At 64.5% G+C, this 12,660-nt stretch carries 11 protein-coding genes; 5 read left to right on the top strand and 6 right to left on the bottom strand.

Going from position 1 to position 12,660, the window contains the following annotated elements; translation table 11 throughout:
* Positions 1-12 precede the first annotated feature (12 nt).
* Complete coding sequence (locus tag E4P09_RS16455; RefSeq protein ID WP_137390685.1) at positions 13-393, bottom strand: hypothetical protein; 381 nt, start codon at positions 391-393, stop codon at positions 13-15.
* Positions 394-613: 220 nt separating this feature from the next.
* Here E4P09_RS16455 and E4P09_RS16450 point away from each other — a divergent pair, with 220 nt between their 5' ends.
* Positions 614-1,336 (top strand): vWA domain-containing protein, encoded by a 723-nt coding sequence (locus E4P09_RS16450; RefSeq protein WP_137390684.1) that lies wholly within the window; start codon positions 614-616, stop codon positions 1,334-1,336.
* 12 nt (positions 1,337-1,348) lie between these two features.
* On the top strand, positions 1,349-2,068 hold the full coding sequence (locus E4P09_RS16445; protein ID WP_137390683.1) for a DnaJ domain-containing protein: 720 nt from the start codon (positions 1,349-1,351) through the stop codon (positions 2,066-2,068).
* A 102-nt stretch (positions 2,069-2,170) separates the two neighbouring features.
* Here E4P09_RS16445 and E4P09_RS16440 read toward each other — a convergent pair whose 3' ends face one another.
* Positions 2,171-3,061, bottom strand: a complete 891-nt coding sequence (locus E4P09_RS16440; protein WP_137390682.1) for a hypothetical protein — start codon at positions 3,059-3,061, stop codon at positions 2,171-2,173.
* A gap of 269 nt (positions 3,062-3,330) precedes the next feature.
* Here E4P09_RS16440 and E4P09_RS16435 point away from each other — a divergent pair, with 269 nt between their 5' ends.
* From E4P09_RS16435 to E4P09_RS16425, 3 genes are read left to right on the top strand one after another with little or no spacing between them, the layout of a single operon-like run.
* On the top strand, positions 3,331-5,031 hold the full coding sequence (locus tag E4P09_RS16435) for an FAD-dependent oxidoreductase (RefSeq protein WP_137390681.1): 1,701 nt from the start codon (positions 3,331-3,333) through the stop codon (positions 5,029-5,031).
* Positions 5,003-5,941, top strand: a complete 939-nt coding sequence (locus E4P09_RS16430; protein WP_170984467.1) for an NAD(P)-binding domain-containing protein — start codon at positions 5,003-5,005, stop codon at positions 5,939-5,941. The genes E4P09_RS16435 and E4P09_RS16430 overlap by 29 nt, the downstream gene beginning before the upstream one ends.
* 16 nt (positions 5,942-5,957) lie before the next feature.
* Entirely contained in the window at positions 5,958-6,932 is a 975-nt protein-coding gene (locus E4P09_RS16425) for a quinone oxidoreductase family protein (RefSeq protein ID WP_137390679.1), read from the top strand.
* Between the two features lie 134 nt (positions 6,933-7,066).
* On the opposite strand, the gene E4P09_RS16420 is transcribed toward E4P09_RS16425, so the two are convergent.
* From E4P09_RS16420 to E4P09_RS16405, 4 genes are all read right to left on the bottom strand, one after another.
* Positions 7,067-7,891 carry a S1 family peptidase gene (locus E4P09_RS16420; protein WP_137390678.1) on the bottom strand — a complete coding sequence of 275 codons (825 nt, stop codon included), beginning with the start codon at positions 7,889-7,891 and terminating at the stop codon, positions 7,067-7,069.
* Positions 7,888-9,741, bottom strand: coding sequence for a tetratricopeptide repeat-containing sulfotransferase family protein (locus E4P09_RS16415; protein ID WP_137390677.1), 1,854 nt, complete (start codon positions 9,739-9,741; stop codon positions 7,888-7,890). Before E4P09_RS16415 ends, E4P09_RS16420 begins: the two co-directional genes overlap by 4 nt.
* A 249-nt stretch (positions 9,742-9,990) precedes the next feature.
* Positions 9,991-11,394 carry a DcaP family trimeric outer membrane transporter gene (locus E4P09_RS16410; protein ID WP_137390676.1) on the bottom strand — a complete coding sequence of 468 codons (1,404 nt, stop codon included), beginning with the start codon at positions 11,392-11,394 and terminating at the stop codon, positions 9,991-9,993.
* A gap of 347 nt (positions 11,395-11,741) precedes the next feature.
* Complete coding sequence (locus tag E4P09_RS16405; protein WP_137390675.1) at positions 11,742-12,545, bottom strand: response regulator; 804 nt, start codon at positions 12,543-12,545, stop codon at positions 11,742-11,744.
* Between the last annotated feature and the right edge of the window lie 115 nt (positions 12,546-12,660).

Below are 12,660 nucleotides of genomic sequence, written 5' to 3'. Positions count from 1 at the left end.
CTGCCGTTCAGCTTATCGGCAGGCGACCAAGCCGATCGGCTGAAACGGTCCTCCCTCGACCAGCAATGCGCCCGCCGACTGCGCGTAGGAGATCTTCAGCTGGTATCGGGCGGGAGGGCCCTCGGCGGTGCAGGTCGCGTCGATCTGGTAAACGCCACCGACATTGTCGACCTGATTGAACTTGCAGACTACGTGGCCCGGCGTAGAGATGCTGCTCTCGGTGAATTGCCAGGCGGCGTTGCCGCACATTGCCTCCTCCGCAGCCCAGCGGCCGACGAAAAACGGCGCGTCTTCCGTCGCGTGGGCGGAATGCGCACGGGAAGCGTTCACATTGGCTGTCTCTTTGCAGCCGGCCAGCGCCAGCGCCGCCAGTATTGCTGTGGCGATCCTCATGTCGGGGCCTCCCGAAGCTGATTTGCATGGCATCTACGCCACGGCAGGTAAGCGGGGCATCCCGGCATGGCAACAGTGACTGGCTGTAGATCTCGGCGGGCAATACGTCGCGCGTAAGGGGTGTCGGTGCGCGGTTGAAGCGCAATATGAGGCTTGTAGGATTGTTCCGCAGGCTTGCCTGCCCCATCTTGCAGTATAAAAGGTTGCCTGAGCTTGGGAGGTGGGGTTGAAAACGCGTGCGCCTGTCACGACGCCGCACAGCCATGAGGTGACATCGACGGACCGGGAGGTGAGCGCCTTCCTGGCCAAGGCGCAAGCTGTTCCGCTGCGCACGGACGGCGGCCGTGGCCGGCTGGTGTTCGCCATGGATGCGACCATGAGCCGGCAACCCACTTGGGACCGTGCGCTCGCCATTCAGGGCCAGATGTTCGAGGAGACGGCGCGGATCGGCGGGCTCGACGTGCAGCTCGTCTATTTCCGCGGGTTCAACGAGTGCATGGCCAGCCGCTGGGTGTCCGACCCGCAAGCCCTGGCCAAGCTGATGGCCGGCATCGCCTGCCGCGGCGGCTATACCCAGATCCGCAAGGTGCTCCAGCACATCAAGACCGAAACCGAGCGCGCGAAGGTGCATGCGGCGGTCTATGTGGGCGACTGCATGGAGGAGGACGTAGACCTTCTCTGTGCCCGGGCCGGCGAGATCGGGCTGCTGGGCGTGCCCATGTTCATGTTCCAGGAGGGCCATGAGCCGCGCGCCGAGGCGGCTTTCCGGGAAATTGCCCGGCTGACCAAAGGCGCTTACTGCCGCTTCGACCTGAATGCGGCGGGCCAACTGCGGGCGCTTCTCTCGGCGGTCGCGGTCTATGCGGCCGGCGGCCGCCAGGCGCTTGCGGATTATGGCAGAGGCAACCGGACAGCCACGCTGCTCCTGGAACAGTTGGGCTAGGCTGTTAGGGACATGCAAGCGTTCCTCCTCGTCGCCCTGGCTCTCCTGCTGGCCTATTGGCTGCTGCGCAAGTCCGTGAAGGCGGACCCGAAGCGCCTGGCCAAGATGACCCGGTTGGGCGGCGGTGCAGCCATCGCACTGGTCGGGCTGATCATGTCGCTGCGCGGCGGCATGGCTCTCGGCGCGCCGCTGATGGCCTTCGGCTTGGGCCTGCTGGGGCGGGAGATGAATATCGGCGCGCCGGGCGGCTTCTCCCGCGCCGGCGGGCGCTCCGCAGGGCAGCGGTCCGGCGTGCGCACCACGCTTCTCGACATGGAGCTCGACCACGATACCGGCACCATGGACGGCTCGGTGCTGATGGGGCGCCATGCGGGGCGCAGGCTTTCCTCCATGAGCCTGGCCGAGCTGCTCGATCTGCGCAGCGAAGCACAGGGCATTGCCGACCAGAGCCGGCTCCTGCTCGATGCCTATCTCGACCGCATGCATGCAGGCTGGCGCAACGGGGCGGGCGGGGCTTCGGCGCGGGCCAACGGCGCGGGCGACCCGCGGCGCGGCTTCGCCATGTCGCGGGCGGAAGCCTGCCGCATTCTGGAGGTTTCCGACAATGCCAGCGAGCGGGAGATCCGGGCCGCGCACCGGCGGCTCATGAAGAAGTTCCACCCGGATGCGGGCGGGTCGGACGCCTTCGCCGCCCTGATCAACCAGGCAAAGGACGTACTGCTGAGGCGGTAACGGCAAGCTCCGTGGCCGGCGGCGCCGCGAGCCGCTAAGTGGCGACAAAAGACCTTAAAACGCGCAATCCGGGTACGCGTTTCATCCGAGCTGCTTCAATGCTCATAAATACGTAAAGTCATGCGCCTCAACATGAGGTGGCTGGTGGTCCGTTTGTTCGTTGGAGGGCTCGTTGTGGTGAAGCGCACCGCTGATCCCCCCTAGGAGAGCCCCGGTGCCGAGGACCGCACCGGTGGTGATCAGCGCAGCTTTGTACCCGCTCCCACCATGGTCATGAGCCGATATAACGTTGACGTGATCACTCGTGTTGACGTGCTCACTCGTATTGACGTGGTCACTCGTATTGACGTGGTCACTCGTGTTGGCGTGATTACTATTCATGTGCTCGTAATTCGTGTGCTCGTACTGAGGTTGGCGCATGGTCGGAAGATGGCCATCATGCGCCAGTTTCCGATACATTTGATCGCGCAGTTGGTCAAAGTTCTGCTCGCTAATGACCGGATGGTTCTCTGCTTGCTGAAGGAAGTCCCGGTGGAATGCGTCTCGCTCGCTTCCGGAAAGGTTTAGATGGTCGGCAAGCTTCGACGCGAGCCCGTTTACGCCTTCTTCGCGACCTTGGGTCAGGTGGTGGTTGAGAAAATTATCGAAATTTTCAAAGTTATTGTGTTCGCCCCTGTAAATTGAGTCGACAACCTTGGGATAAAACTCATTGTTAAGGTAATTTCTTGTGAAATCTTCTTGTATTTGGTTGAAGTCCGACGCGCCGCCGAACGACGACTGGGCGCCGAACGACTCGCCGAATGCATTATGTCCGCTTTCAAAAGCTTCCGAGGGTTTGAAAATCTCCGATGATTTGAGCGTACCCACCTCTCGTTCGAGAGAGCCTAGTTCTTCCATTATCGGTACTTCAGCCATAATTCCGTCCTCCACGACGTAATACCGGATGAAATGGTAATACTCGATCTTGAATGAGTATTTTTCGACATCGATCAAATTTGTCCATTATTGCGTAATGATTGATATCTTCTATCGCATCCGCGGGATTTGCATCGAAAGATCGACGTCGGATCTCGAGCGTCTTTGGCAGGATGCCAGTCATACTCCGGCGACGATTTCCAACTAGAGAAGCCCTTCGGCTCAGTGGCACGGGCTCAGTATCGTTCCCTCGCAAGCCCGTGTCCTAAATTTGCTGGACACGGCCATTCAAGACTTCCTAGATTTCCCTTCACAAGCCATTCCTTCTCAATCACGCGGATCTCGCCATGACTGCAGGGGTTCAGCCGGACCAGCACGCGGCCGCTCGCAACAGCAGTGCGGAAACTCACGACGTGGTGGTGGTCGGGTCAGGCGTTGCCGGGCTCTCGGCGGCGCTGCGCGCTGCGGCGGGCGGGCTTTCCGTCGTCATTCTGGAAAAGAGCGAAAAGCTGGGCGGCACCTCGGCGATGTCCGGCGCGGGCACGTGGATCCCCGCCAACCATATCGCGCGGGCAGCGGGTATCGACGACAGCCCGGAGGAGGCGCTGACCTATATCCGCAATGCCTCGCCGCCGGGTTGGCAGGCGAAGGAGGATGCGCTGTGGCAGGCCTTCGCCCAGAATGCGCCGCGCGTGCTGGAATTCGTGGAGCAGGAGACGCCGCTGCGCTTTGCGCTGACGGACGAACCCGACATTTTCTGCGAACGCCCGGGCGGCAAGGCCCGCGGCCGCATGCTGTCGCCGCTGCCCTTGAGCCGGCGCCTGCTCGGCCCCTATGCACGGCGGCTCAGGCGCTCGACCCTGCCGCATCTCTTCACCTACCAGGAGGTCTATGACGACGACCTCTGGCATTATCCGGTGCGGGCGGTGCTGCGGCTGTGGCCGAAGCTCTTATGGCGGCTCGCGACCGACAGCCGTGCGCAGGGCAATGCGCTGATGACGGGCCTCATCAAGGGCTGCCTCGACAAGGGCTGCCGCTTCTCGCCGGAGACGCGCGTCACGGCCCTGCTGCAAGACGACGGGGACGGCCGGATCACCGGCGTTGCGGCCGAGCGCGATGGCGTCATGGTGCGGTTTCTGGCGCGGCGCGGGGTGGTGCTGGCAACCGGCGGCTTCGAGTGGAACCAGGAACTCTATACCCGCCATTTCCCGGGCCCGCTCGACCGCATCGCCAGCCCGCGCACCAATACGGGCGACGGGCAGCTGCTGGCCCAGCAGGCGGGGGCGCTGCTCGAGCGGATGGACCAGGCGAACATCTACCCGACGCTGCCAACCCGCTACGAGGGACGGCTGCACGGCATTCCCCTGACGTTCCAGACGGAGCCGCATGCCATCATCGTGGGCCGCCACGGCCGACGTTTTGTCAGCGAGTATGACTACAATATCGGCGAGGCGCTGGATCAGCGCGATCCCGAGACCGGCGAGCCGCTGCACCTGCCCGCCTGGCTGATCGGGGACAAACGGTTCCTGGGCCGCTCGTGGCCGTTCATCTGGTATGCGCGCAAGGATCCCAAATGCCTGATCAAGGCGCGGAGCCTGGACGAGTTGGCGGCCAAGGCCGGGCTTCCGGCGGATGTGCTGAAGGAGACGGTCGCCCGCTTCAACCGCTTCTGCCAGCAGGGCAGGGACGAGGACTTCCATCGCGGCGAAAGCTCCTGGGAGCAGTACAAGGCGGGCAGCACGGAGGCCGCCTTCGGCACCATCGAGCAGCCGCCGTTCTATGCGGTGTCGATCAACCGGTCGATCATCGGCACCAAGGGCGGCGCACGCACCAATCAACGCGGCGAGGTGCTGCGGCCGGACCATAGCATCATCCCGGGGCTCTATGCGGCGGGACTTGCCATGGCCAACCCGATCGGCACCCATTCCATCGGCGCGGGCACCACGATCGGCCCCAATCTCACGTGGGGCTTCATTTGCGGCGAAAGCCTGCTCACCTCAAATCGGAGCGATGTCAGCGATGAACCAAGAGCCGCCCTATCTCACTGAAGAAAAGATCCGGGCGATCGGCCTCACCTACCCGGAGGTGCTGGATGCCCTACGCCAGGCCTTCGCCCGCCGCGCGGAGGCGGCAGACCCGGTGGTCGCCAAGATCGGCCTGCACACGGCGGAGGGTGGGCTGTTTCACGCGATGCCTGGGGTGCTCGACGACATCGCCGTGGTGAAATGGGTCGCCTCCACCGTCGCCTCGACCGCCGCCGGCAAGCATATCAATGCGCAGGTCATCGCCACCAATGCCAAGACGGCGGAGACGCTGGCGATCTTGGATTTCTCGTGGCTCACGGGGGTCAGGACCGCGGCCGTTTCGGCCTTGGGCGCGGATTTCTGGGCGGATCCGAAGGCGGAAAGCGTGGCCATGATCGGCTGCGGGCTGCAGGCGCGCACCCATCTCGACGCGCTTCTGGCGGTGCGGCCGATCAAGCGCATCATCGCGCTGAGCCGCACGGAGGCCTCGGCGCGCAAATACGCAGAGGAAGTGGCGGCGCGCGGCCTTGACGTTACGGTGGTGAACGACCGGCCCGACGCGGTCTACGAGGCCGACATCGTGGTGAGCATGGTTCCGCTGAACATCGCGGTCGTGCCTTTCGTGGACGGTGGGAAAATCAAGCCCGGGGGGCTGGCCATCGGGGTTGATCTGGCCAAGTCATGGATCCCCGAGGGCGTGGCGAAATTCGACGCGCTGACAACGGATGACGCCTTGCAGACGGCGGGGCTGGTGCAATCGGGCATGGTAACGATCACCAGGGCGTTCGACAGCGATTTGCCCGAGGCGGTTGCGGGCCGGAGCCGGGTGACCTGGAGCGCCGACAGGCGCATCGGCTATGTGCCACCCGGGCTCGCGCTGGCGGATGCGGCGGTCACGCGGGTGGTGCTGCAAAAGCTCGGCATGACTTGGTAAAGGTGAAGGTCGGGCGATGGTGAAGGCGATCAGGATCCATGCGGTCGGCGGACCGGAAGTGCTCAAGCTGGAGGAGGTGACGGTTGCGCCTCCGGGCCAGGGCGAGGTGCAGATCAAGCACGCCGCCATCGGCCTCAATTTCATCGATGTCTACTACCGCACAGGGCTTTATCCCGCGCCGCTACCGCTGATCCCGGGGATGGAGGCTGCGGGCGTGGTCACGGCGGTGGGCGAGGGGGTTGGCTCACTCAAGCGAGGCGACCGGGTGGCCTATGGCACCGGACCGCTCGGCGCCTACAGCGAAATCCGCAACATGCCGGCCAACCGGGTGGTCAAGCTGCCGGAGGCAATCTCGGACGAGACTGCGGCGGCCATGATGCTGAAGGGGATGACCGCCAGCTACCTGCTGCACGAGACCTATAAGGTTCAGCCTGGCGATACCGTCCTGTTCCATGCAGCGGCGGGCGGGGTGGGGCTGATTGCCTGCCAGTGGGCGAAGCTGCTGGGGGCCACCGTGATCGGCACGGTGGGCTCGCCCGAGAAGGCGGCACTCGCCCGGGCCCACGGCTGCGACCACACGATCGACTATACCAGGGAGAATGTGGCAGAACGGGTGCGGGCACTGACCAACGGGGAGGGCGTGCCGGTCGTCTACGACTCGGTGGGCGCGGCGACCCTCGAGGCTTCGCTCGCCTCCCTCCGGCCGCGGGGCCTGCTGGTAAGCTTCGGCAATGCGTCGGGACCGATCAAGAATTTCGACCTGATCGAGCTCAGCCGCCGTGGTTCGCTCTATGTCACCCGTCCCACGCTCATGACCTATGCGGCAAGGGATGAGGACCTGGCCCGCCACGCCGCGGCCTTGATGGATGTGGTGGCGAGCGGCAGGGTGAAGATCGAGATCAACCAGCGTTATGCGCTTGCCGATGCCGCTCAGGCGCACCGCGATCTCGAAGCGCGCAGGACCACCGGCACCACGCTGCTTATTCCCTGATCTGATCGGCGGTCATGGCTTCGGGGGACGCGTGTGCCGCGGGGCCCTGGATTGCCGCGTCAAGCGCCGCAACGACGCAAGTTGCTCGGCCTAAAACGTGGGCCGTCTTGAACCCCTGGCAAGATGACGCCAGATCAGCTGCTGGGGCATTGAGCGGTGGTCTGCAGGGCCACCAGGCGCCATTCCGGGCTGCAGCTGGTGGCTTGGCACAGCACCCGCGCGATCATCGGCGCCGGCAAGGCGTGGGCGAGATCCAACGGCGCGCCCGTGTTCTTGTCCGACAGCGTGCTGACCAGCATGCCGATCAGCTCGCCGCGGTCGTTGAAGACCGGGCCGCCGGACTCGCCGCGCCGCGTCGACAGCTTCAGCACCATGGCATCGGGATAGCCGAATTTGGAATAGGTGACGGGGCGCTCAAAATGGGTGGCCACCAGCTCGCCGGTGCGGGCAATATCGCCTTCGGCGCGCGGCTTGCCCAGGGAGAACACCGGCTGGCCCTTGTGCAGGCACGGGCTCGACGCCGGCTTCACCGCCGCGCTGCCTTCCATGCCGCGCAGCTTCACGATGGCCACATCGGGCGAATAGGACAGGGCTTCCACGGTGCCTTGATAGATCCTGCCATCCGGCCCGCGCGCTTCGACCAGCCAGCCCTTTTCCATGCCCACATGGCCGGCGGTGACCACAGTACCCTGACTGTCGACGAGGAAGCCGCTGCCGGAGGCGACGGGCTCCGGCAACTCGTCCTTCTTGCGCTGGTTCTTCGTCGGCGCGTTGTGCACCACCAGCGTCACGTAAGTGGTGTTGGTCTGGTCGACGAGATGCTGGATCGAGCCGGCGATCTGGGCCGAAGCGGGGGAAGGGGTTGCCGCTATGTTGATGATGCGAGGCTTCAGCGGCTGAGACGAAGTGCAGCCGGCAAGGGTCAATAACCCAAGTATGGTGAAAGCTAGCCGCTTCATTCTTCCCCTTCCCTCAGGGCTTCGATCAATGGTGCGAGTTCGCGCTCGTAACGCCGCCACTTGCCGATGGCACCGGCATTGATAGGCTGGCGAACCTGCCACACGCTGGCGGTGTCAATCGGCCGATCACGATGCTCGGTGCTGAGGCATTCCGCATCCCAGGGCAGCCCGACATAATCAACCAGCGCGCGGGCGTGAGGCTCGGGTTCGCGCACCAGAGCTTCGTAGGCGACGGTGTGGATCGGCACCGGAGAGGCCCTGAACCAGTGGCTCATGAGCCGCTCATGCAGCCGGTAGGCATGGGCGAAGGCGCGAAGATCGGTGGAAAAGCTAATGTCCAGCTCAAAATTCTGCTCGAAGCAGGACAGGCCGTTATCGAGCGGATCGCGCTTGCAATAGATGATGCGGGCCCGTGGGAACAGCCAGGCGATGAGCCCGATGAACATGTAGTTGCCGGGCGCCTTGTTGGTGGCGAAGGGCTTTTCCGGCGCCTCGGCGCGCATATCGGCGAAGATCTCAAGCGCGTTGCCGCGCGCCCAGTCGGAGGCCACGATGCCGGCCTGCTCGGGATAGCCGGACATGCTCCGCGCCAGCCTGTTCAGGTCGTTGCGCTCGCCACCCGGATGGACTTGGGGGTAGGCGGCGAGGATCTGCTCGACCAGGGTGGTGCCGGACCTGGGCATGCCGAGAATGAATATGGGGCCGGGCTCGTCCATGCCCTCGCCGAAGCGCGAGGCGAGGAAATCCCGGTCGAAGGTGGCCATCACCCGATTGGCCAGCTGCTCGTGGTAGTCCGGCTTGTAGGGCCGCTGCTCCGCACGCAGGGCATTGGCTTGCGACAGGGCGGTGAAGGCAGCGGGATAATCGCCGCGCCGGTCGAGCAGCGCATAGAGGGCGAAGCCGGCCGTGGCGCGCTGCTCCGGCGGTAAGCTCTTATCGCCGAGGATACGCCGGAGAGGCTCCATGGCATCCTCACCCAGCCGCCGCATGGTGGCGAGCCTTTGATAGCTGTCGGCATGGCGCGGATCGAGCTTGATGATGGCGCGGGCCACCTGCTCCGCCTCGTCGAAATGGCCCTTGCGCTGCAGGACCGTCGCCTTGACATTGAGAGCAGTCAGCTCCCGCGGGTCCTTGCGCAGGGCCTCCTCGGCAATGCTGGCGGCATCTTCCCTGCGGCGCAGCGAAAGCAGGATATTGGCCCAGCGGCCCAGCATCACGGCCGGCAGGGCGGCGCGATCGCTCTCGGCGAACAGACGGTCGGCCGCCTGGTAATCCTGCCGCTCCGCCAGCAGCGCCGCCAGGTTGCAGCGCGCGTCCTGGTAGCGGGGATCGGCTGCCAGTGCCCGGCGGAAGGCCTGCTCCGCATCATCCTGATGCCCGTTTTCCTCCAGCGAGATGCCGAGGCAGTTGAGGATTTCCGGATCCTGAGGCGCCAGCTCGTGGGCCCGGATCAGAAAGGGCAGGGCCTCCTCCTTGCGGCCGAGCAAGCGGAGCGACTCGCCCAGGCCGTAATGGGCATCGGCATGGTCGGGCGATGCCGCAATGGCCCGGCGGTAGTGCCGCTCGGCCAGAGCGATGGCGCCGGCCTGGCGGGCGAGCTCCGCGAGGTTGTAGTGGATATCGGGATTGCTGGGGCTGAGCTTCAGCGCCTTTTCCAGATGGCGCCGCGCCGCAGCAGCGTTTCCGGCGGAGGCCTCGAACACCCCCACCTCGGTGAGCAAGGCAGCATCCCGCTGGGCTTGGGCCAGCAGCGCCTTGTAGGCCTCGCGCGCGGCCGCGACATCGCCACGCGCGGCAAGCGCCCTGGCGCGGCCGAGATCACGGGATGTGGAGGTCGACAGAAGTGCCATTACGCCCGCAGGGATCGCTATCGGGTCATTCCATTCGCGATCTCTGGCCGGCAGCTCTCTTCAAGTGCCGGACCGGGTCGCAACAACGGATATAGCAACTCTCCCCGCAACGCTCCACCACCCTTTAGGCTGAAGGACGGTCAGGGCAATGTGTCGGTTGCATAAAGGGCACAGCGCCAAGCGGCCGAGGCCCGCCGGCCTGTGCGGGCGGGCTGCTCGATCTGCCCGTGAACGCCTTCCGGCCGAGGATCAGAAATAGAACCAGGCGCCGAATTGGGCGCGCCAGACGTCGGCCTTCTCGATATCGCTGACCGGCCCGTCGACCTCGAGGAACTTGCGGTCGGCCCACATGACTTCCCAGCCAAGCCGCAACTGCTCGACCGGCTGCCACAGGATGTTGGCATGGGCCGACATCACGTCGATGGTGGTGTTATTGGCGTTAGCACGCAAGACCTCGCTTTTCTTCATATCCGCATAGCCCCAGGAGAGGTTCAGCGAGGTTGCGTCCGTGAGCTCGAAGCTGATGCCGGCATAGAGGCCCAACGCTTCCGTGGTGTGGATATCGCCATCAATATCCACATAGGCGCCGATGGTGTTGCCGAACAGGAAGCTGCCGATGCCGTCGCCATACATGACCGATGTGGTCAGCAGCGCGACATCGGCCAGATTGATATTGACCGCGCCCTGCACGCCCCAGCCGACTGCGCTTTCGCTCTCGCCGCCCAGCTCGGAATCCGTGTGATAGTTCTGGACCACGCCGGACACCAGGAACTGGTGCCCGCCAGGCGCGTCATACTGCCAGCGCGCGGTGAAGTTCGGGACGTTGTTCGAGGAATTGAACGCGGCAACAAACGCCTCGCCGCCCTGGTCGATCAAGTCGCCGGCGTCACCTAGCGGGTTCTCGACGGCCAGGGCGAAAAGCATCGGCCCGGTCGTATAGGTGACGCGGACCTGGTCGGTACGGGACGTGCCGATCAGGCCCACGTCGCCGTTGAAGTCGACCGTGGTCGTGCCGGTAAACGGCGACATGAAGTTGGTGTCGTAACGACCTGCGCCGAAAGTCCAATTCGGCATGAAGTCCCACTCGCCCCAGGCATAGCGGAGGCGGAAATCGGTGTTGCCGAAGCTGCCGCCGGAGAGGAAGTCGCCCTCGATCACCGTGCGGATCTGACCGATCGCGGTGTCGGACTTGGACTTGATATTGAAACGGGTCTGGCGGGCATGCAGGCGCACATGCTCCTGGTTCTCGCGCCCGGTGATCGCGGTATAGCTGAAGAAATCGCCGAGATCCTCGTCGAAGTCGTAGATCACGTCGCCCTTGACGTAACCGGCAACGGTGACCTCGTGCACCGGCGCGGGAAGATCGGCCGTGGGCGTGATCGAGATGGTCATCCCCCCTGTGGTCGGGATGTCATCGCGCAGCCGGCCGACCCGCCAGTCGGCGGTCGCTTCCGTGCCGCGCCGGAAGGTAATCCAGCTGGTGCCCTCCGACACCACTGGCAGGGAGGGCTGAGCCTCGAGCTGGTCGACACGCGCCTGAAGCTGCTCGAGCTGCGCCTTGAGGGCGGCCAGCTCATCGGCGTGGCCGGCGGACGCCATGGCTGTCAACGCAATGCCGGCCAACAGCGACTGACCCAACCCCTTCGTCCGCATGCTCGATCTCCCCTCAACTGACACGGCCGCCTCGGGCAGCCGGCATCTCCGCGAGATCTATTCACAGTCAGAATTGAAGGAAAAGAGTCAAAATTGAACAGTCGCATAACTTGCAATACGAACGAAAAAGGGTGTGTTTTCTCAGCAACATCTAGGGCGTTTCGCCTAGTGCTTTCTGGTCAAAAGATGAGCAGCTGAATGAGAAATGGACAAGCCCAGTACACCACAGTTATCCGGGTGTTGCGAAAGGGCGCGCCCCGCGCGCTGTGTCGCGACACAGGCGAATCGCCCGGGGACTCCGATGTCCATCGGTCCCCGGGGCCGTGCGGACTTGCGTCCACAGATGGTCAGGCTGCCTCACCCTGATTGTGCGCCCGCGTGTCGAAGAACAGCGCCTGGCTGATCATGGCCTTCACCATGTCCGGCTGGAACGGCTTGGTGATCAGGAATGTGGGTTCGGGGCGGTTGCCGGTCAGAAGCCGCTCGGGATAGGCGGTTATGAAGATCACCGGGACCTCGACGCCGCCGAGGATCTCGTTGACCGCCTCCAGGCCGGAGCTGCCGTCGGCAAGCTGAATGTCAGCGAGGATCAGGCCCGGGCGCTTCTGCTTGACCGCGGTGACCGCTTCCCGATGGGTGCGGGCGATGGCAGAGACGGAATGGCCGAGGCCCTCGACCAGCGCCTCCAAATCCATCGCGATGATCGGCTCGTCCTCGATGATGAGGATATCGGTTGCGACCTGCCGCGCGATCTCGCGGCCGGCGGCGTCGAGCAGACGGTCCAACTCGTCCGGCGAGACATCGAGAATGGCCTGGACCTGGTCCGGCGAAAAGCTTTCGACCGCGGTCAGGAGAAAGGCCTGGCGCGGGCGCGGCGGCAGGCGCTCGAGCCGACGCTCGGCCGCTGCGGCGGGATTGGCGCTCGGCGCTTCCTCGCGCTGGTTGATCTCGAGCGACTGCCAGATCTTGAGGAAGGTCTTGAACAGAGCCACCCGCGGATCCTGGTTGGATGAAAACGACTCCGGATCGGCAACGATCGCTTCCAGGGTCGCTGCGACGTAAGCATCACCGCTGCTCTGATTGCCACAAAGCGCCCGCGCGAAGCGTCGCAAGAACGGAATATTGGGGGCAATCTTCTCGGATAGCGGCATTGGTTCCCTCTCTGATACCAAGGAAGTGGAAGCCACGGGCGGCAGCCCACGCGAGACCAAGGCAGCCACCCCGACTCTAAACCGGCAACCCCTAAACTGGCGAGCCCTCAAAAAG

The organism is Rhodoligotrophos defluvii (assembly GCF_005281615.1).
Classification (GTDB): Bacteria; Pseudomonadota; Alphaproteobacteria; order Rhizobiales; family Im1; genus Rhodoligotrophos; species Rhodoligotrophos defluvii.
This window is presented reverse-complemented; position numbering and strand designations above follow the sequence as displayed.